Source organism: Streptomyces sp. NPDC058955 (genome assembly GCF_042741435.1).
GTDB lineage: Bacteria > Actinomycetota > Actinomycetes > Streptomycetales > Streptomycetaceae > Streptomyces.
In genome coordinates this window covers 1,509-24,497 of record NZ_JBHYKM010000063.1, presented here as the reverse complement: position 1 = coordinate 24,497, position 22,989 = coordinate 1,509, and the positions used below count along the sequence as shown (strand labels likewise).

Genomic DNA, 22,989 nt, shown 5'->3' with positions numbered 1-22,989 from the left:
TGCGACGCGCCGGCGCCGAGGTGCGGACCGGGCGCCGGCGTGGTGCGTCAGGCGCCGTCGTCCAGCCGGAAGCCGACCTTCAGCCCGACCTGGTAGTGCTCGATCCGTCCGTCCACCAGATGCCCGCGGACCTGGGTGACCTCGAACCAGTCGAGGCCGCGGAGCGTCTGCGAGGCGCGGTCGATGCCGTTGCGGATGGCCTGGTCGACGCCCTCGGTGGACGTGCCGACGATCTCGGTGACGCGGTAGGTGTGGTTCGACATGGGAGCCGGACTCCTCTCGGTGCCCTCGGTGGGTTCCCTCCACCGTGCCCCAGGGCGGGGCACCGCGCGACACGACACGAGCGGTGCTGCCCCCTTCGCCCGTACCCGTGGGTAACCGCTCCGATTGCCCCGCCCGCTCCGGGAACGGGATGGTCAAGGACTTGACCACTCGGTTGGTCCAGACCAGAATCCAGGCCACATACCCGCGCGAACACCCCGTTCGGTCCCCCCACACGTCGGGTCAGCCCCATGCCGCACCGCCGCGTGCTGAACCGAAGGTGACCTCAGTGAAGAACCGCTTGCTCGCATGTCCGCTGGCTGCCGCCACCGCACTCGCCCTCGCGGGCTGCGGGCTGTTGCCCGGGACCGGGGGCCAGACCCGTACGGTCGACATATGGCTCATGCGGGACAGCGTCAGCGACGACTTCCTGAACCGCTTCACCGAGGCGTACGAGGACGAGCACGGTGACGTCGAGCTCAACGTCACCATCCAGGACTGGACCGGCATCGGCAAGAAGGTCACCGAGGCCATCAAGGGCGGCGGCGGCCCGGACCTCATCGAGGTCGGCAACACCCAGGTCGCCCAGTACGCCGACACCGACCGGCTCTACGACCTCACCCTGGAGTCCGTCCGCGACCTCGGCGGCGAGGACTGGCTGCCCGGCCTCGCCGAGCCCGGCAGCGTCGGCGGCTCCCAGTACGGCATCCCCTGGTACGCCGCCAACCGCATCGTGATCTACAACAAGGACCTCTTCGCCGCGGCCGGCGTCGACGGGCCGCCCGCCACGCGCGCGGAGTGGCTCGACGCCACCGAGAAGCTGAACCGGCAGGGCTCCCAGGGCATCTACCTGGCCGGCCAGGACTGGTACACCCTCGCCGGCTTCATCTGGGACGAGGGCGGGGAGCTCGCCGTCGACGAGGGCGGCGTGTGGACCGGCGCCCTGGACAGCCCCGCGGCCCTGCGCGGCATGGACTTCTACAAGGAACTCCAGTCCCTCGGCTCCGGGCCGAAGAACGCGGACGAGCAGAACCCGCCCCAGGCCGAGGTCTTCGCCCGCGGCGACGTCGCCCAGATCGTCGCCGTGCCCAGCGCCGTCGCCGCCATCCTCAAGGCCAACCCCGCCCTGGAGGGCAAGCTCGGCTACTTCCCCATCCCCGGCAAGAAGGCCGGCACCCCCTGCGCGGTCTTCACCGGCGGGTCCGACCTGATCATCCCGGAGAACGCCCCCGACCGCGGCGCCGCGCTCGACGTCGTCAAGGCGCTGGCGGGCGAGAAGTGGCAGACGGAACTCGCCCGGGCCATGGGCTACGTGCCCAACAAGAAGAGCCTCGCCACGGTCGTCTCCGGCCAGGAGGCCACCGCGGCCATGGCCGCCGGCGCCGCCAACGGCCGCGCCACCCCCAACTCGCCCCAGTGGGCCGACGTCGAGGGCGACAACCCCATCAAGCCCTTCATGACCGCCGTCCTGGAGGGCGAGGACGCCAGGAAGGCGGCCCGCACCGCCTCGGCGGCCATCACCGACACCCTGGCCGAGTAGCCCGCCGCGGCGTCGCCCGGGACGGGGGGCGCCGCGGAGCATTCAGCCGTCCCACACCCGCGATCCCCCGGCCGGTCATGTCGAATCCAGCCGACGGCGGAAGAAACGAGGTGCCGGGCCGCACCGCTCGCGGACCGGCGCCGACCCTTCACCTTCCGTACGCCGGAGGAGACCGCCATGCCCGCACCCTCGACCGCGCTCGCCGACTCCGCCGCACCGGCCGTCCCCGTGCCGGCCGGCATCGAGCCCGCCACCGCGATCCCCGCGCAGCCCGGCCCGGCCGGCGGAGCGCAGCCCGTCCCGCGTTACCTGGTGGGGCTCGCCCGTGACCAGGACGACGTCCGGGCCGCCCAGCGCCTGCGCCACCTGGTCTTCGCCGGGGAGATGGGCGCCCGCCTCGACGGCCCCGAACCGGGCCTCGACACCGACGCCTTCGACGCCTACTGCGACCACCTCCTGGTCCGCGAGGAGTCCACCGGCGAGGTCGTCGGCACCTACCGGATCCTGCCGCCCGAGCGGGCCGCCGTCGCCGGCCGCCTCTACTCCGAGACCGAGTTCGACCTCACCCGGCTCGCGCCCATCCGCCACGACCTCGTCGAGGTCGGCCGCTCCTGCGTCCACCCCGCCCACCGCAACGGCGCCGTCATCGCCCTCATCTGGGCCGGTCTCGCCCGCTACATGACCCGCACCGGCCACGAGTGGCTGGCCGGCTGCTGCTCGATCCCGCTCGCCGACGGCGGCACGCTGGCCGCCGCCACCTGGGACACCGTCAAGGCGAAGCACCTCGCCCCCGAGGAGTACTGGGTGACCCCGCACAAGCTGTGGAACTCCGACGGCGTCCGCCGCCCCGAGGGCCGCACCGAGCTGCCCGCCCTGCTCCGCGGCTACGTCCGGCTCGGCGCCTGGGTCTGCGGCGCCCCCGCCCACGACCCGGACTTCGGCGTCGCCGACCTCTACGTGCTGCTGTCGCTCCGCCGGACCAACCCGCGCTACCTGCGCCACTTCCTCTCGCTCGTCCCGGCCTCGTGAACGGCGCGGTCCCGCACCCGTCGCCGTGGCTGCCCACGGCGCCGTGCACCCCCGGCCGCCACTGCGCGGCCCACCCGGACCCCGCCCCGGCCCCCGGGACCGCCCCCGCCGCCTTCCGGCCCGTGCCCGCCCCGCTGGCCTGCGCCCGCCTGGCGGCCGGGCTCGCGACCGTCCTCCTCGGGGTGCTCCTCCTCCCGGCGGTGGGCCTGCTGCCCGCCCCCGGGAGGCTCGCCCTCGTCCGGCTCTGGGCGCGGACGGTCGTCCGCGCCGTGGGCGTGCGGGCGTCCGTCACCGGGCACCCCCCCGGCCCCCGGCCGGCCCGCCCTGGTGGTCGCCAACCACGTCTCCTGGCTGGACATCCCGCTCGTCGCCGCCGTCCTGCCCGGCCGGATGATCGCCAAGCGGGAGGTGCGCGACTGGCCCGTGCTCGGGGCGCTCGCCGCCCTCGGCGGCACCCTCTTCATCGACCGCGACGGGCTGCGCCAGCTGCCCGGCACCGTGCGCGAGGTCGCCGGGGTGCTCGCGGCGGGCGGCCGGGTGACCGCCTTCCCGGAGGGCTCCACCTGGTGCGGCCGGGCGGGCGGTCGGTTCCGGCCGGCCCTCTTCCAGGCCGCCGTGGACACGGGATCCGATGTCCAGCCGGTACGGATCGACTACCGGCCGCGGGGGGCGGCGGCGTACGTGGGGGAGGACCCGCTGGGCGCCTCGCTGTGGCGGGTGGTGCGGACGCCGGGAATGGCCGGCGACATTCGGATACTGGATCCGATATCCGTGATCCAGTATCCGGACCGCAGGCTCCTCGCCGCCGCGGCCCAGCGAGCCGTCGACCCCTCGTGGCCCGCGCGGCCGGCACCCGCACGCCCGCGCACCACCCCGCGGCACCCCGCCCACCCGGCCGCCGCGCCGCTCCCCGCCGTCCCCCGGCAACCCGCCCCGGCCGGCTACCGCGCCGTCGCCAGCGACAACGCGAACCGGCCCTCGCCGTCCGTCCACCACCGCGACAGCTCGAACCCGGCCGCCGCCAGCTCCGCCCGCACCCCCTCCTGACGGAACTTCGCCGACACCTCCGTCCGCAGCTCCTCACCGGCCTCGAACGGCACCACCAGATCGAGGTCCGGGATCTTCACGGTCAGCGCGTGCCGGGCCCGCAGCCGCATCTCGATCCACTCCCGCTCCCCGTCCCACCGGGCCACATGGTCGAAGTCGGCCGGATCCGCGTCCGCGCCCAGCTCCCGGTCGATCACGGCCAGCACGTTCTTGTTGAACTCCGCCGTCACCCCGGCCGCGTCGTCGTACGCGGCCACCAGCGTCGACTCGTCCTTCACCAGGTCCGTGCCGAGCAGGAAGCCGTCACCGGGCTCCGTCATCGACCGGACCGAACGCAGGAACGTCCGCCGCTCGTCCGGCAGCAGATTGCCGATCGTCCCGCCCAGGAACGCCACCAGCCGCGGCCCGGGCGTCTCCGGCAGCGCCATCCCCTGGGTGAAGTCGGCGACCAGCGCGTGCACCCGCAGCTCCGGACGGTCGGCCAGCAGCGCCTCCGCCGCCCCCGTCAGCGCCGACTCGCTCACGTCCACCGGCACGTACGCGGCGAGACCCGGCCGCAGCGCGTCGATCAGGAACCGGGTCTTCTCCGACGACCCCGACCCCAGCTCCACCAGCGTCCGGGCGCCGGTCGCCGCCGCGATCTCCGGCGCCCGCGCCACCAGGATCTCCCGCTCGGCCCGCGTCGGGTAGTACTCGGGGAGCCGGGTGATCTCGTCGAACAGCTCGCTGCCCCGCGCGTCGTAGAACCACTTCGGCGGCAGCTCCTTCGGCGAGCGGGTCAGCCCCTTCAGCACGTCGGCGCGCAGATCTGCGGCGGCCGCGTCCGGGGCGAGGGTGCGGGTCAGCTGGAACGTGCTCACGCGGCGAACTCCTTGAGCGGGGTGAGGACGACATCGGTCCGGGAGGCGGTGACGAGCGTGTGCTCGGGCACCTCCCGCCAGTCCGGATCGTCGTCGTACGGTTCGGAGGCCACGACCACCCGGCCGGGACCCGACAGACACCACAGGCTGTTGCCCCACGCCGTCCCCGCGACCTGGTCGCCGTCGGTGAGCAGCAGGTTGAGCCGCGCCTCCGGAGCGGCCTCGGCCGCCGCCAGGACCGTCCCGGCGAGCGCGTCACCGGGCGGCTGACCGGCCCGCAGCCGGTGCAGCACCAGCGCCCACAGCAGCGCCGAGTCGGTCCGCGCCTCCAGTTCGAGCAGCTCGGCCGCCGGCAGGCCCGCGGCCAGCGGCGTCAGCGCCCCCGGCCAGCCCGGTACGGCTCCGTTGTGGCTGAAGAGCCACGGGCCGGAGCCGAACGGCGCCGCCGCGGCCTCCCCGTCCGCGCCCGGCAGCGTCGCCCCCCGCACCGCGCCGAGCAGCGCCCCGCTCCGTACCACCCGGGCGAGGTCCGTGAAGGAGAGGTCGCCCCAGATCGGGCCGGTGCGGCGGTACCGGGCCGGGACCGGGTCCCCGTCCGCGTACCATCCGACGCCGAAGCCGTCCGCGTTCACCACCCCGCTGACCTGCGTGCGCGGCGCCCACGCCTGGCGCAGCAGCGCGTGCGGCGGCCGGACGAGCAGCTCGCCGAGTGCCACCGGATCGCCCAGGTAGGCGATGTGACGGCACATCAGTCCAGCTCCGCGGAGCGGGCGGTGCGGAAACCGGCGAAGATCTGCCGCCGCACCGGATAGTCCCAGTTGCGGAAGGTGCCCCGGCAGGCCACCGCGTCCACGGCGAACGAACCGCCGCGCAGCACCTTGTACTCCGGGCCGAAGAACACCTCCGAGTACTCCTTGTACGGGAAGGCGCGGAAGCCCGGGTACGGCAGGAAGTCGCTCGCCGTCCACTCCCACACGTCGCCGATCAGCTGCCGCACCCCGAGCGGCGAGGCGCCCGCCGGGTAGCTGCCCGCCCGCGCGGGCCGCAGGTGCCGCTGGCCCAGATTGGCGTGCTCCGGGCCCGGGTCGGCGTCGCCCCACGGATGGCGGCGGGAGCGGCCGGTCACCGGGTCGTGCCGCGCCGCCTTCTCCCACTCCGCCTCCGTCGGCAGCCGCCGGCCGGCCCAGCGGGCGTAGGCGTCCGCCTCGTACCAGCTGACGTGGACGACGGGTTCGTCCTCCGGCACCGGCTCGGTCACCCCGAACCGGCGGCGCAGCCACTGCCCGGCCTCCTGCCGCCAGAACAGCGGCGCCACGACGCCGTGTTCACGGATCTGCGCCCAGCCGTCCGGATGCCACCACCGCCGGTCGGTGTAGCCGCCGTCCGCCATGAAGGCCAGATAGGCGCCGTTGGTGACCGGCACGGTGTCGATGTGGAAGGCGGCCACGGTACGGGTGTGCGCGGGGCGCTCGTTGTCGAGCGCCCACGGCTCGTCCGAGGTGCCCATCGTGAACGGCCCGCCCGGCACCAGGACCTCCGCGGGCAGTGGGCCCGAGGGGTGGACCGGGGGCGGGGGAGCGGTCAGCGCGACCGGGCCCTTCCGCAGCTGATGGGTGATCAGCATGGTTTCGTCGTGCTGCTGTTCGTGCTGCGCGATCATCCCGAAGGCGAAGCCCGCGTCGAGCAGCGGACGTCCGTCCATGCGGGCCCCGGCGAGGACGTCCAGCACCCGGGTCCGTACGTCGGCGGCGTACGCCCGGGCCTCCGCGGGCGACAGCAGGGGCAGCGAGGGGCGCTCGGAGCGCGGATGGGCGAAGGCGTCGTACAGCGGGTCGATCTCGGGCCGCAGCGCCTCCCGGCCCGCGACCTCCCGCCACAGCCACAGCTCCTCCTGGTTCCCGATGTGCGCCAGGTCCCAGACCAGCGGGGACATCAACGGCGAGTGCTGGGCGGTGAGTTCGCCGTCCTCCACGCTGTCGGTGAGCAGCCGGGTGCGCTCCCGGGCGGTGGTGAGCGCGGCCAGCGCGCGGGTCCGCAGCGCCTCCGCGTCCACCGCCGTGCCCGTGCCGTGCGCGCCGGTGTCGGTCGTACCGGTCATGACGTCATCACCTGGAGTTCGTCGGCCGGGCAGCCCCCGGGATCCACGTACCGTTCCTGGAAGGCGTCCACGGCCCGCCGCACCCGCTCGCTCGCGCCGATCCGCCGCAGCGCCGGCCGCGCCGCCGCGAAGGCGTCGAGGGCGACCGCGTGCAGGAGGGGGTCGGCGAGCCCGTCGCGGGCCGCCCGCTGCCACAGCGGGTTGCGGGGCGCGGGCTCGGGACCGGCTGCCAGCGCGGCCAGCGGCCGTACCGCCCGGTACACCGCCTCGGCCGCCTCCGCGTCCTCGAAGACCGCCGTCGTCAGCGCCACCGGCACCATCCAGCCGTCCGGGCCCGGCTGCGCGTCGATCATCCGCAGCTCCAGATGGCCGCGCGGCCGGACCGGCGGGAACAGCGTCGTCAGGTGGTAGCGCAGGTCGTCGGCGTCGGCCGGGCGCGGCAGCCCGGTCCGCAGCCACTCCCGGAAGGTCAGTCCCTCCGGCACCAGCCACGGGCCCTCCTCCGCGCGGACGCAGAGCACCGGCGTGTCCAGGACGTGCGCGGTCCAGTCGGCCCGCGGCTCGCCGTCCGCCGGCGGCGCGAGGCTCCGCCGCGGGTCGAGGTCCGCCCACAGCGACTGCCGGGTGGAGCGCCAGCCGGTGCGGTGCCCGCCGTGCTGCGGCGAGTTGGCGAAGACCGCCACCAGCACCGCGCCGAACAGGTGCGCCAGCTCCCAGCGGCGCAGATAGCCGAGCGGGCCCGGCTCCTCGTGGCCGGCGTCCAGGCAGACCTGGACCGAGGCCGACTCGCACATCATGGCCCGGCCCGCCGGGCCCGTCCGGGCGAGCGCGGTCTCCATCGCGTCGTACCGCGGCTCGCGCAGCACCCGTTCGCGCGGCGCGTGCCAGGGATCGACCCCGTACCCGCTGAGCGTCAGGCCGAGCGGACCCAGCGCGGACCGCACCGCCGCCAGGTCGGAGGCGAGCGAGTCCAGGCATTCCATCAGGGAACCGGCCGGACGCGAGCTGAGCTCCAGCTGACCGCCGGGTTCGAAGGTGAGCGCCGACACCAGCGGCAGGGACCGTACGGCGTCGAGCGCGGACGCCAGCCGGGGCGGACGCACCGGCTCGCGCGGGTCGCGCAGGTCGTGGACGAGCCATTCCAGCTCCGCCCCCACCGTCCGGGGCGGGCCGGTCTTGAAACAGATACAGCGCAACAGGTCCTCCGCCGCCTCCTCGGTGAGGGGCGGGCCGCCGCGCGGGGTGCCGCTGGGCGCCATCCGTGCACCTCCAGGTGCTGGTCGCGGAACCGGTCGGGAAGCCGCTGCCTTCCACCTAAAGGCACCACCGGGCGGCGTGCAAGAGCGCCTCCGCGCCCCCAAGCGCGCCTCCCGTGCCCCCGGACGTCCGAAGATCGCCGCTCGGCCCGGTGGCCACGGGCAAGGGAAAACCGTTTGTCCAGGTCGCGCCGGAACGATCATCCTGCGGGCATGAGTGCACGACTGCGCGAGATCGCGCGGCAGACCGAGGCGATCGTCGCCGCCGGCTCCTACACCGCCCCCGACGGGCGGACCGTCTCCCTCCACGAGGACCTCGCGGCCGCCCTGGCCGGAACTCGTCTCTACGGGCCCGAGCCCGTCCCCGTCACCCCCGGCACCGACCGCCCGGGCCGGATCGAGGTGACCGGCGAGAGCAGCCTCGCCGCCGCCCGCCGGATGACCGCCGCCGACCCCGGCGGCCCGGTCGCCGTCCTGAACTTCGCCTCCGCCCGCAACCCCGGCGGCGGCTACCTCAACGGGGCCCAGGCCCAGGAGGAGGCGCTCTGCCGCTCCTCCGCGCTCCACGCCACCCTGCTCCGCGCCCCCGCGTACTACGAGCACCACCGCGGGGACCGGGACACCTTCTACACCGACCGGGTGATCCACTCCCCCCGGGTGCCCGTCTTCCGCGACGACCGGGGCGCCCTGCTCGCCGCCCCCTTCACGGTCGGCTTCCTGACCTCGCCCGCGCCGAACGCCGGCGTCGTCCGCCGCCGGAACCCCGAGCAGGCCCACCGGCTGCCCGCCGCCCTGGCCTCCCGCGCCGAGCGGGTCCTGGAGACGGCCGCCGCCGAGGGATACCGCCGGATCGTCCTCGGCGCCTGGGGCTGCGGCGTCTTCCGGAACGACCCGGCCGACGTGGCGGGTGCCTTCAAGGCGCTGCTGACCGGTGACGGACGGTTCGCCGGCCACTTCGACGAGATCGTCTTCGCCGTCCTGGACCGCGCCTCCGGGGCCCCGACCCTCGCCGCGTTCCGCCGGGTCCTGGAGCCCTCCGCCTGATCCGTCCCGCCATGCGCACTTCGTACTCCCGTGCGAGCCTGAAAGGACACGGATTCGCGTCCGAGAGCCGTCGTACGGGAGGCACGATCGTGGGCAAGAAACAGACCCGGGTGAACAAGGGCGCCCGGACGGGCGGTCACGAGCACCGCGAGGCCGCGTCCGCCAAGGAGAAGGGCGGAAGCCCCGCCGCGGCAGAGGCGCCGCGGTCCGTCATCGAGACGCCGTCCCACCGCAGAGAGCGGAAGTTCGGGCACAACTGACCGCGGGGGCACGGGGGTGGCGGGGATACGGGACGGGGCCCGGTGCCATCACGGCACCGGGCCCCTCCTTCGCACCGGGTCCCTCACGCGTACGGCGCGGGGCTCGGGCCGTCACGCGTACCGTGCGGGTCCCTCACACACGTACCGCGCACGGATCTCACGCGTCGTCGCCGACGGTGATCTCCACCGCCGTCACCTCCTCCTCGCCGCCCCGAGCGGCCGGTACGGTCGGGGCGGCCGCCGGTCGGTCGGTGCCGGTCGGGCCCATGTCGGCCAGGAGCCGGCGGGCGAGGCCGAGGCCCGTCCCGCCCATGGTCAGGGCCTTGGCGAACATGTCCGCCATGCCGTCGGCGCCGTTCAGCAGGACCATCTGGTCCACGTTGCCGAAGGCGGACGCGCCCGCCTCGACGATCTCCGGCCACCGCTCGGCCAGCTGCTGCGCGACCACGGCCTCCTGGTTCTCCGCGAGCGCCGCCGCCCGCGCCTTGATGGCCTCCGCCTCGGCCAGGCCCTTGGCCCGGGCCGCCTCGGCCACCGCGAGCCCCTTGGCGTGCGTCGCCGCGGCCTCGGCCTCACCGGTGACCCGGGTGGCCGTCGCCGCCGCGGCGCTGGCCAGCTCGGTCTCCCGGGCCTTGGCCTGGGCGGCCGAGATCCGGGCGTCGCGCTCGGCCTCGGCGAGCGTCCGCGTCTCGTACGCCATCGCGTCGGCCGGCTTGCGGACGTCCGCCTGGAGCTGCTGCTCCTTGCGGTGCGCCTCCAGCTCGGCGACCCGGGTCTCCTGGACGACGACCTCCTGGCGGGAGGCGGCCTCGGCGAGCGGACCCGCCTGCCGGGCCCGGGCGCTGGCCTGGTCCCGCTCGGCCTGGTAGCCGGCCTGGAGGATCTCGCTGTCGCGGGTGGCCTCCGACATCCGGGCGGCCGCCTGCTGCTCGGCCTCGGTCGCCCGCCGGTTGGCCTCCGCCTGCGCGATCCGGGCGTCGCGCTGGACGGCGGCCGCGTGCGGGGCGGCGAGGTTCCTGATGTAGCCGGTCGGGTCCTCGATCTCGTGGATCTGGAGCGAGTCGACGATCAGACCGAGCTTCTCCATCTCCGTGCCACAGGCCGAACGGGCCTGCCCGGTCAGCTTCTCCCGGTCACGGATCATGTCCTCGACGGTCAACCCGCCCACGATGGCGCGGAGATGGCCGGCGAAGACGATGTGCACCCGCTCGCTCATCAGCTTCTGCTGGTCGAGGAAGCGGCGGGCCGCGTTGGCGATCGACACGAAGTCGTCGCCCACCTTGAAGATCACCACACCGCGGACCTTGAGCGGAATGCCCTGGTGGGTGACGCACTCGACCTGCAGCTGGGTCTCGTTGAGGTCCAGCGACAGCTTCCGCACCGCCTGCACGCCGGGCAGCACGAGGGTGCCGCGACCGGTCACGATGCGGAACCCCATGCCTTCGCCGAGGCCCTCGTTCTTGTGGTTGGAACCGGAGATGATGAGCGCCTCGTTGGGTTCCGCGACCCGCCACATCATCTTGAACAGGACGATCAGGACGACGAGCGAGCCGACGACGGCGCCCGCCAGAATGCCGATGCCCATGGGATGGACTCCCCCTTCACCGGAGCCGTGCGGATCCGGTGAAGGGAGTGTGCGCCCGGGGCGGCCGCGGCTCAACGGTCGTGCCGCACGTCGTGTCAGACGTCGTACACGGCTGTGACATAGACGGTGCGCGGAGGGAGGTGTTCCACGACGGTGACGAGGGCGCCGACCTCGATCCGCTGCTTCGGGGAGGCGGCGTACGCCAGGAAGTGCTCGGCTCCGCCGCGGATCCGCAGGATCACCTCGCCGACGAGCCCGGGGCCGATGGTCCCGGTCACCCGGCCGAGCAGTCCCACCATCGAGCTGTCCATCGACTCGTCCATGTCCGAACGGTACGTCAGAACCGGCTCGTCCGGAGGAGGTTGCGTTCCCCGGTGATCAGCGGACCGAGCGGATCGGCCGGACCGCGAGGGCGCCCAGGACGGACAGGACGGCCGCGACGAGGAACAGGGGCGTGTAGCCGCCGCCGATCGAGACCACCGCGGAGGCGACGAACGGCGCCACGATCTGCGGGCCGGCGTTGGCGATGTTCAGGACGCCCATGTCGCGGGCCGCGTCCTCCGCCTTCGGCAGGACCATCGTCACCAGGGCCGTGTCCACCGCCATGTAGCAGCCGAATCCGAGGCCGTTGACGATCGAGAAGGCGAGCATCGCCGTCCAGCTGGTGGAGACCGCCGGGATCAGCAGGGCGACCGCGGCGAGCACCGCCGAGGCGCCGACGAAGAGCTTGCGGCGGTCGAAACGGTCCGACAGCCAGCCGCCGAGGACCGTGGAGACCACCATGGCCACGGAGTTGACCGGCATGAGGATGGCGACGGCCTCCTCGGCCGAGAGCCCGGCCGGCAGGACGGTGTGGTCCTTGAGGATGTAGAGCTGGAAGCCGGCCACCGCGAAGTAGCCGAGGACCAGCAGGGCGCGGCCGATGAACGCCCAGCGGAAGTCGTGGTCCTTCAGGGCGCTGCCGAAGGCGGCGATCTGCGCCCGGACCGGCATCGGGGCCCTGGCCGGCATCCGCTCCTCGCGGGCGAGCGAGGTGAAGACGACGGAGGTGACGGCGACCACGGCGCCGAAGACCAGGTAGCCCGTCCGGAAGTCGTCGGAGAAGGCCGCGCCGACCAGGGCGCCGATGGTGGAGCCGATCGGCAGGCCGAGGCCCACCGCCGCCGACGCCTTGCCGCGCGCGGCGAGCGGCACCCGGTCGGGCACCACGGAGGTGATGGCCGCCTGGTAGACGTTCATCACGGCCTGCCCCAGACACCAGGCGATGGTGACCAGCAGGATCGTGTCCACGCTGCCGAGCAGCAGCATCACCGGCACGGCGAGCAGGCCGCCGGCCAGGATCCACGGGTTGCGGCGGCCCGAGCGGTCGGAGAGCGCCCCGGCGACCGGGTTGAAGACCGTCGCGAAGATCGCGGATATGCCGGAGACGAGTCCGAAGTTCGCCACCTTCTCGGCCGGGTCGATGGCCTCGATCTGGAGCGCCAGCAGCAGCCCGGGCACGCCGATGTAGAGCGCGTACATCGAGGTGTTGCCGAGGAGGAGCAGCGGCAGCAGGCCGCGGGTGGGGCGGGGGGCGGCGGGGGAGCCGGGGCCGGCGACGGAGTCGGAGCCCGTACCGGCTCCGGTTCCGGGGGAGGAAAGGGCCACGTTGCCCTCCAGGGGAGAACGCCCGGTGAGGGGGCGGGAAGCGGATGATTTCGGGGTAGTGACACGTGTCAGTGACGCGTGTCAGCATTGTGTAGCACTCAAATCCGGCCATCCGCCAGACCCTGCGCCGGATTGTTCTGGAAAGATGCCGAAGCGATGAGTCAGTCGATCGAACAGCCTGCCGACGGCCCCCCGGGCCGCACCCCCGTCCGTGCCGTGCCGACCAGCGCGGACGTGGCACGCCTCGCCGGCGTCTCCCGGGCCACCGTCAGCTACGTCCTGAACAACACCTCGGCCGTCCGCATCAGCGAACCGACCCGCGAACGGGTCCGCGAGGCGGCCCGCGAACTGGGCTACGTCCCCCACGCGGCCGCCCGCACCCTGCGCGCCGGCCACAGCCGGATGGTCCTCCTGCCCATCGCGCACGTGCCCGTCGGCCCGCTCTACAGCCGCTTCCACCACGACCTCCAGTGGGCCCTGCGCCGCCTCGACTACACCGTCGTCCAGTACGGCAGCGTCGGCCTCGCCCCCGAGGACGCCGCCCGCGCCTGGGCCGAGCTGCGCCCCGCCGCCGTCGTCTCGACGGGAGAGGTGGAGGTGACGCCCGGGGCCGTGGAGATCCTCAAGCGCTCCGGCGTCAAGGCGGTCATCACCGTCGGGACCGGGCCGTCGGACGGCACCCACTCCCTCGTCCTGGACCAGCCGCAGGTCGGCCGGGCCGCCGTCGAGCACCTGATCGCGACCGGCCGCCGCCGGATCGGCGTCGTCGTGCCCGAGGAGCCGGGCCTCGGGATGTTCTCGGGGCCGCGCCTGGAGGGCGCCCGCCGCGCCGCCGAGGCCGCCGGCGCCACCGTCGTACCCCTGCCCCTGTCGTACACCGAGGAGTCCGCCGAGGAGCTCGCCGCGCGCTGGCCCCGCCTCGCCCTCGACGCCGTCTTCGCCTACAACGACGAGTACGCCATGCTCCTCATGCGCGCCCTCCAGGACGCCGGCACGACCGTGCCCGACGAGACCGCCGTCGGCGGGGCCGACGACCTCCTCCTCGGCCGCCTGCTGCGCCCGCGCCTGAGCACCGTCCGGATCGACATGATGCCCGGCCGCGAGCTGGCCGAGCTGGTCGACAACGCCGTGAACGGCGTCCCCGGCGGCGCGGGCGGCCGCTCCCTCCTGGACTCGCGGGTCATCCGGCGGGAGTCCAGCTGAGCGCTTAGCGTCGGGGCATGAGCACTCACCCGAACCGTTACGAGATCCTCCTGGTCCCCCGGCACGTCGAGGACCGGGGCGGCGCGAGCGTCGCCGACAGCGCGGTCCGGTCCGCCGTGGTGGAGCGCACCGGCCGCCACGGGGAGTCCGGATACCCGATCTACGAGGGCCACGGCCTGGTCGCCGACATCGACCCGGAGACCGGCACCGTGGAGGCCCTCCTGGTGGACGGCCGCGAACTGGACTACGGCCTGGTGGCGCTGGTGAGGGACGCGACGACGGGGTGACGGGGCGCCGGCCGCCCCTCCCCGCCGTGCGCTGGGCAGGCCCGGAGGGGGTGCCGTTGACAGGGCGGACCCGTGGGCCCAGACTCTGCGCGCGCACCAGCGCGAAACTTCTTTCACCAGGCGAACAGAGTCGTTCCGCCGGTCACCCGGGAGAGATCCGATGAGCATCCGCGACGTGTACATCGTCGACGCCGTCCGCACCCCGATCGGGAAGTTCGGCGGCGGCCTCGCCTCCGTACGGCCGGACGACCTCGCCGCCCATGTCGTCAAGGCCCTCGTCGACCGCACCCCGGACCTCGACCCGGCCCGCGTCGACGACGTCTACTTCGGCGACGCCAACGGCGCCGGCGAGGACAACCGCGACGTGGCCCGCATGGCCGTCCTGCTCGCCGGACTGCCGGCCACCGTCCCCGGCGTCACCGTCAACCGGCTCTGCGGCTCCGGCCTGGAGGCCGTGATCCAGGCCGCCCGCGCGATCGCCCTCGGCGACGCCTCCGTGGCGATCGCCGGCGGCGTCGAGTCCATGTCCCGCGCCCCCTGGGTCCTCCAGAAGCCCGAGCGCGCCTTCCCCGCCGGCCACCAGCAGCTCCACTCCACCACCCTCGGCTGGCGCATGACCAACCCCCGGATGCCCGCCGAGTGGACCGTCTCCCTGGGCGAGGGCGCCGAACTCGTCGCCGACCGGCACGGCATCGGCCGCGACCGGCAGGACGCCTTCGCCCTCGACAGCCACCGCAAGGCCGCCGAGGCGTGGGCCAAGGGCCTGTACGACGGCGAGGTCGTCCCGTACCCCGGCGCGGAGCTCGACCGCGACGAGTGCGTCCGCGAGAACACCTCCCTGGAGGCACTCGGCCGCCTCAAGCCGGCCTTCAGGACCGACGGCGGCACCGTCACCGCCGGCAACGCCTCCCCGCTCAACGACGGCGCCGCCGCCCTCCTCCTCGTCGACGAGGACGGGCTGCGCGAGACCGGCCGCGAGCCGCTCGCCCGCGTCCGCGCCTCCGCCGTCACCGGCATCGAGCCCCAGCTCTTCGGCCTCGGCCCGGTCGAGGCCGTCCGCCGCGCCCTGGCCAAGTCCGGCCGCTCCTTCGCCGACCTGACGACCTTCGAGCTCAACGAGGCGTTCGCCGCCCAGGCCCTCGGCTGCCTCGCCGAGTGGCCGGAACTCGACCCCGCCGTCGTCAACCCGCGCGGCGGCGCCATCGCCCTCGGCCACCCGCTCGGCGCGTCCGGCGCCCGCCTCGCCGGCTCCGTCGCCCACCAGCTCGCCGCCGCCGGCTCCGGCACGGGCCTCGCGGCCCTCTGCATCGGCGTCGGCCAGGGCCTGGCGCTGGTCCTGGAGCGCTGACACCCCCCCCACGCGCGCGGACGCGAGAGAGCCCCCGCCGGAGCGGGGGCTCTCTCACCGCGCGAGGCGCGTCCGCGTCACTCCGCCTGCTGCTGCGCGGCGACCGACTTGCGGACCTCGTCCATGTCCAGCTTCCGGGCCTGGCCGATGACGTCCTCCAACGCGGCCTCCGGCAGCGCGCCCGGCTGCGCGAAGATCGCCACGTTCTCCCGGACGATCATCAGCGTCGGGATCGAGCGGATCTCGAAGGCGGCGGCCAGCTCCTGCTGCGCCTCCGTGTCGACCTTGGCGAAGACCAGGTCCTGGTGGCGCTCGGACGCCGCCTCGTAGACCGGACCGAACTGACGGCACGGACCGCACCAGGACGCCCAGAAGTCGATCAGTACGAAGTCGTTCCCGCTCACGACCTCGTCGAAGTTGTCCTTGGTGAGCTCGATGGTGCTCATGCTGCCGCCTCTCCGTCTCCGCTGGTGTCCTTACGGTCCCCTGGGGACTCGCCCCGCACAACGGACCTTCGCGCCGTGCTATTCCGGCCCCTACCCACCAGACTGGTCCCCATGACGCGAACGGTGGAGAACGAGCACGAGTACGACGTGGTGGTCCTCGGGGCGGGACCGGTCGGGGAGAACGTGGTCGACCGGGTGCGGGCCGCCGGTCTGACCGCCGCGATCGTGGAGGCCGAACTCCTCGGCGGCGAATGCTCCTACTGGGCCTGCATGCCCAGCAAGGCCCTGCTCCGGCCGGTCCTCGCCCGCTCCGACGCCCGCAAGGTCCCCGGACTGCGCGAGGCGGTCTACGGGCCCCTGGACGCGCTGGACGTCTTCGCCCACCGGGACGAGACCGTCGGGCACTGGAAGGACGACGGCCAGGTCGACTGGCTGGATTCGATCGGCGTACCCGTCTACCGCGGGCACGGGCGCGTGCACGGGCCCCGCCGGGTCACCGTCGACGGCCCCGAGGGCGAGCACCACGTCCTGACCGCCCGGCACGCCGTCGCCGTCTGCACCGGCAGCCGCGCCGTCCTGCCCCCGCTGCCCGGTCTCTCCGGCGCCCGCCCCTGGACCAGCCGCGAGGCGACCAGCGCCGACCGGGTGCCCGGGCGCCTGATCGTCGTCGGCGGCGGTGTCGTCGGCGTCGAGATGGCCACCGCCTGGCACGCCCTCGGCTCCCACGTCACCATGCTCGTCCGCGGCGACGGGCTGCTCCCGCGGATGGAGCCCTTCGCCGGCGAGCGGGTCGCCGAGGCCCTGCGGGCCCGCGGCGCCGACGTGCGCACCGGCGTCTCGGTCGAGGCGGTCGTCCGCGACGGCGGCAGCGGCCCGGTCACCGTGGTCCTGGAGGGCGGCGAGACCGTGCAGGGCGACGAGGTCCTCTTCGCCACCGGCCGCGCCCCGCGCACCGACGACATCGGCCTGGAGACCATCGGCCTGGAACCCGGCTCCTGGCTCGACGTCGACGACAGCCTCCGCGTCACCGGCACCGACTGGCTCTACGCGGTCGGGGACGTCAACCACCGCGCGCTCCTCACCCACCAGGGCAAGTACCAGGCGCGGATCGCGGGCGCCGCCATCGCCGCCCGCGCGAACGGGGACCGGTCCGAGGACACCGCCCCCTGGGGCCCGCACGCGGCCACCGCCGACCACGCCGCCGTCCCCCAGGTGGTCTTCTGCGACCCGGAGGCCGCGGCCATCGGCCTCAGCCTCGCCGAGGCCGAACGCGCCGGACACCGGGTCCGCGCCGTCGACGTCGACATGCGCTCGGTCGCCGGCGCCGGCCTCTACGCCCACGGCTACCGGGGCGCAGCGCGACTCGTGGTCGACCTCGACCGCGAGGTGCTCCTCGGCGCCACCTTCGTCGGCCCCGCCGTCGGCGAGCTGCTCCACGCCGCCACCGTCGCCGTCACCGCCGAGGTGCCCGTCTCCCGCCTGTGGCACGCCGTCCCCTCGTACCCCACGCTCAGCGAGGTCTGGCTGCGTCTCCTGGAGGCGTACCGGGACGGCGCCGACCCGGCGTGAGCCCGAGCCCCGCATGAGCCCCGTGAATCCCGTGAGCCCTGGGGAGCCCGTGAACCCCGGGGACCCCGGGGACCCCGGGAGTCCTGGGAGTCCCGAGGAGCGCGCCAATGCCTACGACGCCGTGTGCGCCCGCTGCGGCGGGCCGGTTCCGGCGGGCGGCGGCGTGCTCCGGCACGGCGCCCGGGGCTGGGAGGTGTACCACCGCGAGCACGCGCCCGTGGCGGGGCCGCCGCCGGCCGGTGACCATCCGGGCTGGCACCGGCGGCGGCTGCTCTCCCTGGACATCGGATCGACCGGGAACCGGCCGGAGCGGGACCGGATCATGGCGGCGGCGGTGCGGGGGAGCGACGGGGTGGCGCGGGACTGGGTACTGGATCTCGGATCCGATATCCAGAAGACGAATATCGGATCCGATGTCCGACCCACCTCGCGCGTCCCACCCGCCCCACCCGTCCCACCCGCCCAAGCCCTCGAAGAGCTCGCCACCGTCCTCGCCGACCATCTCGCGCGACGCGAACTCCTCGTCGTCTGGTACGCCCCGCACGTCCTGACGACCCTCCACGCCGAACTCCTCCGCCACGGTCTCGCCCCGCTCGCCGACCGCCTCCCGGACGGCGTGGTCGCCCCGGTCTGCGACCCGCTGGTCCTCGACCGGCACGCCGACCGCTACCGGTCCGGCCGGCGGTCGCTGTCCGCCGTCGCCGCCTGGTACGGCGTCGCGCACGAGCGCCCGGGCGACCCGGCGTCCGACGCCGTGGCGGCGCTGGGGGTGGCGGTCGCGGTGGCCGCCGCGTATCCGGCGGTCGCGCGGTTCTCCCGGCCGGCGCTCCACACCGAGCAGGTCCTCTGGTACGCGGAGCAGATGGAGCGTCACCCCGACGCGCCCGCCTGGCCGTTCGAGGCGGTCGCCCCCGTCGAGGAGTGAGCGGGCGCCGAGGGGCGAGCGGGCGTCAGGCGCGCGGGACGAGCAGGGCAGCCGCGGCGCGGGCGGCCTCCAGGGCCGGGCGGGAGTCGGGCGCGGGGTCCTGGTCGAGGACGACACGGGTGCTCAGGCCGTCGAGGAGGGCAAGGAGTTCGGAGGCGCGGGCGGTCGCGTCGAGCGGGGCGAAGCGGCCGCGGGTCGCGCCGGCGGCGAGCAGGGACTCCAGGTCGCGCTGCCAGTCGGCGTCCAGTTCCCGCTGGGCCTCGCGGAGTTCGGGGTTGCCGGGGGTCCTGGCCCAGAGCTCGATCCACAGCGTCCAGCGCGGGTCGCGCGGGCCGCGCGGAAGGTAGAGCCGCAGGAAGTCGTCGAGCTTCCGCTCGGCGGTGGTCCGCCGGGCGAGCAGGGCCCGGCGCTCGTCGGCGAGCGCGGCCTCGCTCCAGCGCAGCGCGGCGAGCAGCAGCCGGTCCTTGGAGCCGAAGTAGTACAGGATGTGGCCGCCGCTGGTGCCGAGCCGTTCGGCCAGCGCCGACATCGTGAGGGAGGCGAGGCCGTCCTCGGCGATCGCCGCCATGGCCTCCTCCAGCATCCGTTCCTGCGTGACGTGCCCGTCGCGCCGCCGTGCCGCCCCTGCCACCGTCGCCCTGCCCCGTTCCCTCGCTCCGCCCGTCCTCGTACGCCCGCGACGCACGCCCCCGACCTTAACCGGATCGCGGCCGGGGTCTTGACGTGGCCGGAACCCGTCACTCATCTTGAATGCCGTTCAAGAACTTAGAACGCCATTCAAGATCCGGCCCGACGTCCGACCCGACGTTCGGCTCCGCGAGAGATCAAGGCAGGGGTTCAGGCATGCGAAGAGAGGAGCGCGAGGTGCTCGACGACGAGACGACCGCCACCGCCACGACCGCCACATCCGTCACATCCGCCACGACGGTCACGACGGTCACCAAGGACGAGGTCTTCCAGGTCGAGGGACACGGCATCGACCCCATCCCCGACGCCGAGCGCCACGGCAGCGCCAAGGACGTCTTCTGGGTCTGGTTCGGCTCGAACCTCACCTTCACCTACGTCATCAACGGCGCCCTCGCCGTCGCCTTCGGCCTCTCCTTCTGGCAGGCCACCGCCGTCGTCGTGCTCGGCGGCCTCTCGTTCCTCGCCATCGGCGCCGCCGGCCTCGGCGGCGTCCGCACCGGCACCGCCACCCTGGTGCTCTCCCGCGCCGCCTTCGGCCCCCGCGGCAACCGCCCCGCCGGCGCGCTCAACTGGGTCGTCAGCATCGGCTACACCATCGTCAACACCGTCGTCGGCACCCTCGCCCTCGAAGCCTTCCTGGCCGCCCTCGGCTGGACCGGCGGAGCCGCGCCCCGCGCCCTGGCCCTCACCGTCACCCTCGCCCTGACCTTCGCGATCTCCTTCTGGGGCCACGCCACCGTCCAGTTCGCCGAGCGCTGGATGGCGTACGTCCTCGCCGCCGGCTTCGGCGTCCTCGTCGTCCTCCTGGTGCCCGGCGCCGACACCTCCGCCCCGGCGACCGGGCCCGGCGCCGCCGGCTGGAGCCTCGCCTTCGTGGTGATGCTCGCCGGCCCGTTCTCGTACGTCCCGATGCCCGCCGACTACACCCGCTACCTGCCCCGCACCACCAGCCTGCGGGCGGTCACCGTCAGCGGCGCCCTCGGCGGCTTCCTCTCCTCGGTCGCCCTCGGCATCGCCGGCGTCGCCGCCGCCACGCGCACCGACATGACCGACGCGGTCGCCGGCGCCGAGAGCCTGCTGCCCGGCTGGTTCCGGCCGGTCTTCCTCGCCCTCGTCCTCGGCGGCTCCGTCACCAACTCGGTCATCACCCTCTACTCCTCCGGCCTCAACCTCCAGGTCCTCGGCATCCCCTGGACCCGCGCCCGCGCCCTCGCCGTCAGCGCCGCCGTCACCGCCGCCGGCTCCCTCGGCGCCCTCTTCCTCACCGACTTCACCACGTCCCTCCTCTCCTTCCTCTCCCTCCTGATCATCGTCTTCGCCCCCTGGGGCGGCGTCTTCCTCGCCGACATGGTCATGCGCCGCTGCCGGTACGACGCCGACGCCCTGCACCGCACGGACCCCGGCGGCGCCTACTGGTACCGCTCCGGCTGGCACCCGGCCGGCGCCGCCGCGCTCCTCGCCGGAGGCCTCTTCGCCGCCCTCACCTGCGACTCCGCCCTCTGGACCGGCCCGCTCGTCGCCCCGCTCGGGGGCGCCGACCTCACCCTGCTCGGCGCCCCCGTCGCCGCGCTCGTGTACGTCCTCCTGGCCCGCCGCACCGCCGTCCCGCACCCGGCCGCCTGACCACCGGCGCCGCCACCCGTCCCGTACCGCCACCCCTCCCGTACGACAAGGAACGCACCCCGCATGAACGGCACCGCCCCCGCCCCCGCCGACCTGCTCCTCACCGGCGCCCGCATCCACACCGTCGATCCCGCGCAGCCGGAGGCGGAGGCGATGGCCGTACGGGACGGGCGCGTCGTCTGGCTCGGCGCCGACGCCGACGCGGCGGCCTGGGCAGGCCCCGCCACCCGCCGCCTCGACGCCGCCGGACGGCTCGTCCTGCCCGGCTTCGTCGACGCCCACAACCACGTCCGGCTCGGCTCCGACGACGCCTGTGTGCAGCTCGCCGGCGCCCGCACCCTCGACGAGATCCACGCGCGCGTGCGGGCCTGGCACACCGCCCACCCCGACGCGGCCTGGATCGAGGCCGAGGCGTTCGACTACTCCGCGATCCCCGGCGGCCGCATGCCCACCGCCGCCGACCTCGACCCCGCCACCGGCGACACCCCCGCCCTCGTCCTCAGCTACGACGTCCACACCGCCTGGCTCAACACCGCCGCCCTGCGCGCACTCGGCGTCGACCGCGACCACACCGACCTCCCCTTCGGCAGCGCGGTCACCGACCCCGCCACCGGCGAACCCATCGGCTTCGTCAAGGACTTCGCCGTCAAGGGCCTCTCCCGCGACGGCCACCGCGCCCTGCGCGCCCTCGGCGTGCCCTGGGCCTTGCCCGACCGCCAGTACGGCCGCCTCGCCAAGAGCCTCGACGACGCCGTCCGCTTCGGCATCACCACCGTCGTCGAACCCCAGAACTCCCTCGACGACCTCGCCCTCTTCACGCGCGCGCGTGCCGAGGGCCGGCTCCGCTCCCGGATCGTCGCCGCTCTCTTCCACCCGCGCGGCACCACCGACGCCGACCTCGACGCCTTCGAGGCGGCGGCCCGGGAGCACGCCGACGACCGCTTCCGGGTCGGCCCGCTGAAGCTGTACATCGACGACGTCGTCGAACCCCGCACCGCCGCCCTCCTGGAGCCGTACGCGGGCTGCACCCACCACCGGGGCGACACCTTCTACCCGCCCGAGGAATTCGCGGGCCTGCTCGCCCGCCTCGACGCGCGCGGCTTCCAGTGCTTCGTGCACGCCACCGGCGACCGCGGCATCCGCACCGTCCTCGACGCCGTCGCCCACGCGCGCGTGACCAACGGCCCGCGCGACGCCCGCCACCAGGTCGTCCACGTCGAATGCCTCGACCCGGCCGACACCCCGCGCTTCGCCGCGCTCGGCGTCGTCGCCTGCATGCAGCCCCGGCACGCCGCCCCCGACATCGCCGGACCCGGCCAGGACTGGGCCGAGAACGTCGGTCCCGAGCGCTGGCACAAGGCGTGGCCGCTCCGCGACCTGCGGGACGCCGGCGCGGTGCTGGCCCTCTCCAGCGACTGGAACGTCGCCGAGATGGACCCCATGGTCGGCATCCACGCCGCCGTCACCCGCCGCCCGCTCGCCGGCGGCGAGCCCTGGACGGAAGAGCAGGCCCTCACCGTCGCCGAGGCCGTCGAGGGCTACACGATGGGCTCCGCCTACGCCAACTTCCTGGAACACGAGCGGGGTTCGCTCACGGTGGGCAAGCTCGCCGACTTCGTGGTCCTCTCCCGGGACATCCTGCGGATCGCCCCGGAGGACATCCCGGGCACGGTCGCGGAGACCGTCGTCGTCGGTGGCGAGGTCGTCGTGCCGGCCGCCGGATGACGGCGACCGGGGGCGTGCGGCTGCGCGCTCAGTGCCCGTCGGAGCCGGACGCCACCTCCATGCGGCGTACGAACGCGCGGCCGGCGTCCCCGGACTCGTACACCCCGTCCTGCGTGGCCACGAACAGCCGCCGCCCGTCGACGGCGGTCAGCGCCTGCGGGCGTCCGCCGGGCACGGCGCCGATCCGGGTCCAGGCGGTGCCGCCGTCCCCGGAACGGAAGAGGACCCCGTCCGGGGAGACCCCGTAGAGCGCGTCCGCCGCGCCCCAGGAGACGTGCGCGAGGACCTGCCCGGCCCCCGGCACGAAGGTCCTGCCGCCGTCGGTGCTGCGGGCGACGCCGGTCTCGGTGGTGGCGAGCACGGTGTCCGGCGCGGTCGGCGAGACGGCGATGTCGAGCGCGCGGAGCGCGGCCCGGTCCTCCCACTCCTTCCGGTCGCGGGTGACCCGGAGCCGGCCGTTGGTGCTGTCGTAGCCGTAGACCGGTCCGCCGGGCGCGGCGGAGGGGGTGGGGAGGATGAACCAGACGCATGCGGAGGGGGTCAGCGCCC

The 22,989-nt window shown here is 74.7% G+C and carries 22 protein-coding genes and 1 pseudogene; 12 read left to right on the top strand and 11 right to left on the bottom strand.

Annotated elements, in window-relative coordinates; genetic code table 11:
- Window positions 1-47: 47 nt before the first annotated feature.
- Entirely contained in the window at window positions 48-263 is a 216-nt protein-coding gene (locus ACFW1I_RS23055) for a dodecin (RefSeq protein ID WP_362172518.1), read from the bottom strand.
- A gap of 287 nt (window positions 264-550) precedes the next feature.
- Here ACFW1I_RS23055 and ACFW1I_RS23050 point away from each other — a divergent pair, with 287 nt between their 5' ends.
- The 3 genes and pseudogenes from ACFW1I_RS23050 to ACFW1I_RS23040 all read left to right on the top strand — a co-directional run bounded on the left by ACFW1I_RS23050 (window position 551) and on the right by ACFW1I_RS23040 (window position 3,877).
- Entirely contained in the window at window positions 551-1,801 is a 1,251-nt protein-coding gene (locus tag ACFW1I_RS23050) for an extracellular solute-binding protein (RefSeq protein WP_384672943.1), read from the top strand.
- Between the two features lie 177 nt (window positions 1,802-1,978).
- On the top strand, window positions 1,979-2,830 hold the full coding sequence (locus tag ACFW1I_RS23045; RefSeq protein WP_384672942.1) for a GNAT family N-acyltransferase: 852 nt from the start codon (window positions 1,979-1,981) through the stop codon (window positions 2,828-2,830).
- Window positions 2,827-3,877 (top strand): annotated as a pseudogene (locus ACFW1I_RS23040) (lysophospholipid acyltransferase family protein). The gene ACFW1I_RS23045 and the pseudogene ACFW1I_RS23040 overlap by 4 nt, the downstream one beginning before the upstream one ends.
- Here the strand turns inward: ACFW1I_RS23040 and egtD are convergent.
- The 4 genes from egtD to egtA are packed head-to-tail and all read right to left on the bottom strand — an operon-like array spanning window position 3,772 to window position 8,094.
- Window positions 3,772-4,737 carry an L-histidine N(alpha)-methyltransferase gene (gene egtD / locus ACFW1I_RS23035; protein WP_384672939.1) on the bottom strand — a complete coding sequence of 322 codons (966 nt, stop codon included), beginning with the start codon at window positions 4,735-4,737 and terminating at the stop codon, window positions 3,772-3,774. The pseudogene ACFW1I_RS23040 and the gene egtD overlap by 106 nt on opposite strands.
- A complete protein-coding gene (gene egtC, locus ACFW1I_RS23030) occupies window positions 4,734-5,486 on the bottom strand; it encodes an ergothioneine biosynthesis protein EgtC (RefSeq protein ID WP_384672937.1) in 753 nt (250 codons plus the stop codon). Before egtC ends, egtD begins: the two co-directional genes overlap by 4 nt.
- On the bottom strand, window positions 5,486-6,835 hold the full coding sequence (egtB, locus tag ACFW1I_RS23025; protein WP_384672934.1) for an ergothioneine biosynthesis protein EgtB: 1,350 nt from the start codon (window positions 6,833-6,835) through the stop codon (window positions 5,486-5,488). The genes egtC and egtB overlap by 1 nt, the downstream gene beginning before the upstream one ends.
- Window positions 6,832-8,094, bottom strand: coding sequence for an ergothioneine biosynthesis glutamate--cysteine ligase EgtA (gene egtA, locus ACFW1I_RS23020; RefSeq protein WP_384672931.1), 1,263 nt, complete (start codon window positions 8,092-8,094; stop codon window positions 6,832-6,834). The genes egtB and egtA overlap by 4 nt, the downstream gene beginning before the upstream one ends.
- Before the next feature lie 210 nt (window positions 8,095-8,304).
- On the opposite strand from egtA, the gene ACFW1I_RS23015 reads away from it, so the two are divergent.
- Both ACFW1I_RS23015 and ACFW1I_RS23010 read left to right on the top strand, forming a co-directional pair.
- On the top strand, window positions 8,305-9,135 hold the full coding sequence (locus ACFW1I_RS23015) for a TIGR02452 family protein (RefSeq protein WP_384672929.1): 831 nt from the start codon (window positions 8,305-8,307) through the stop codon (window positions 9,133-9,135).
- Between the two features lie 89 nt (window positions 9,136-9,224).
- Window positions 9,225-9,395, top strand: coding sequence for a hypothetical protein (locus ACFW1I_RS23010; protein WP_384672927.1), 171 nt, complete (start codon window positions 9,225-9,227; stop codon window positions 9,393-9,395).
- 157 nt (window positions 9,396-9,552) lie between these two features.
- Here the strand turns inward: ACFW1I_RS23010 and ACFW1I_RS23005 are convergent, their stop codons facing one another.
- The 3 genes from ACFW1I_RS23005 to ACFW1I_RS22995 form a co-directional block, all read right to left on the bottom strand.
- Complete coding sequence (locus ACFW1I_RS23005; protein WP_384672925.1) at window positions 9,553-10,980, bottom strand: flotillin family protein; 1,428 nt, start codon at window positions 10,978-10,980, stop codon at window positions 9,553-9,555.
- A gap of 95 nt (window positions 10,981-11,075) precedes the next feature.
- A complete protein-coding gene (locus ACFW1I_RS23000; RefSeq protein WP_384672972.1) occupies window positions 11,076-11,279 on the bottom strand; it encodes a hypothetical protein in 204 nt (67 codons plus the stop codon).
- 79 nt (window positions 11,280-11,358) lie between these two features.
- Window positions 11,359-12,627 carry an MFS transporter gene (locus tag ACFW1I_RS22995; RefSeq protein ID WP_384672923.1) on the bottom strand — a complete coding sequence of 423 codons (1,269 nt, stop codon included), beginning with the start codon at window positions 12,625-12,627 and terminating at the stop codon, window positions 11,359-11,361.
- Window positions 12,628-12,783: 156 nt separating this feature from the next.
- On the opposite strand from ACFW1I_RS22995, the gene ACFW1I_RS22990 reads away from it, so the two are divergent.
- The 3 genes from ACFW1I_RS22990 to ACFW1I_RS22980 all read left to right on the top strand — a co-directional run bounded on the left by ACFW1I_RS22990 (window position 12,784) and on the right by ACFW1I_RS22980 (window position 15,465).
- Window positions 12,784-13,830: a LacI family DNA-binding transcriptional regulator gene (locus tag ACFW1I_RS22990; protein WP_384672921.1), complete on the top strand. Its 1,047-nt coding sequence runs from the start codon at window positions 12,784-12,786 to the stop codon at window positions 13,828-13,830.
- A gap of 17 nt (window positions 13,831-13,847) precedes the next feature.
- Window positions 13,848-14,117, top strand: a complete 270-nt coding sequence (locus tag ACFW1I_RS22985; protein ID WP_384672919.1) for a hypothetical protein — start codon at window positions 13,848-13,850, stop codon at window positions 14,115-14,117.
- A 160-nt stretch (window positions 14,118-14,277) separates the two neighbouring features.
- Window positions 14,278-15,465 (top strand): thiolase family protein, encoded by a 1,188-nt coding sequence (locus ACFW1I_RS22980; RefSeq protein WP_384672916.1) that lies wholly within the window; start codon window positions 14,278-14,280, stop codon window positions 15,463-15,465.
- A 77-nt stretch (window positions 15,466-15,542) separates the two neighbouring features.
- Here ACFW1I_RS22980 and trxA read toward each other — a convergent pair whose 3' ends face one another.
- Window positions 15,543-15,911: a thioredoxin gene (gene trxA / locus ACFW1I_RS22975; protein ID WP_351106275.1), complete on the bottom strand. Its 369-nt coding sequence runs from the start codon at window positions 15,909-15,911 to the stop codon at window positions 15,543-15,545.
- 111 nt (window positions 15,912-16,022) lie between these two features.
- Here trxA and ACFW1I_RS22970 point away from each other — a divergent pair, with 111 nt between their 5' ends.
- A complete protein-coding gene (locus ACFW1I_RS22970) occupies window positions 16,023-17,480 on the top strand; it encodes a dihydrolipoyl dehydrogenase family protein (protein WP_384672913.1) in 1,458 nt (485 codons plus the stop codon).
- A gap of 49 nt (window positions 17,481-17,529) precedes the next feature.
- A complete protein-coding gene (locus tag ACFW1I_RS22965; RefSeq protein WP_384672912.1) occupies window positions 17,530-18,405 on the top strand; it encodes a 3'-5' exonuclease in 876 nt (291 codons plus the stop codon).
- A gap of 25 nt (window positions 18,406-18,430) precedes the next feature.
- On the opposite strand, the gene ACFW1I_RS22960 is transcribed toward ACFW1I_RS22965, so the two are convergent.
- The gene (locus ACFW1I_RS22960; protein WP_384672910.1) at window positions 18,431-18,988 is read right to left on the bottom strand and encodes a TetR/AcrR family transcriptional regulator; all 558 of its coding nucleotides are present in this window, start codon (window positions 18,986-18,988) and stop codon (window positions 18,431-18,433) included.
- Window positions 18,989-19,248: 260 nt separating this feature from the next.
- Here ACFW1I_RS22960 and ACFW1I_RS22955 point away from each other — a divergent pair, with 260 nt between their 5' ends.
- Both ACFW1I_RS22955 and ACFW1I_RS22950 read left to right on the top strand, forming a co-directional pair.
- Window positions 19,249-20,715, top strand: a complete 1,467-nt coding sequence (locus ACFW1I_RS22955) for a purine-cytosine permease family protein (RefSeq protein WP_384672908.1) — start codon at window positions 19,249-19,251, stop codon at window positions 20,713-20,715.
- A 63-nt stretch (window positions 20,716-20,778) separates the two neighbouring features.
- Window positions 20,779-22,440 (top strand): amidohydrolase, encoded by a 1,662-nt coding sequence (locus tag ACFW1I_RS22950; RefSeq protein WP_384672905.1) that lies wholly within the window; start codon window positions 20,779-20,781, stop codon window positions 22,438-22,440.
- A gap of 28 nt (window positions 22,441-22,468) precedes the next feature.
- Here the strand turns inward: ACFW1I_RS22950 and ACFW1I_RS22945 are convergent.
- Window positions 22,469-22,989: WD40/YVTN/BNR-like repeat-containing protein (locus ACFW1I_RS22945; protein WP_384672902.1), on the bottom strand; the 521-nt coding region annotated here is incomplete at its 5' end.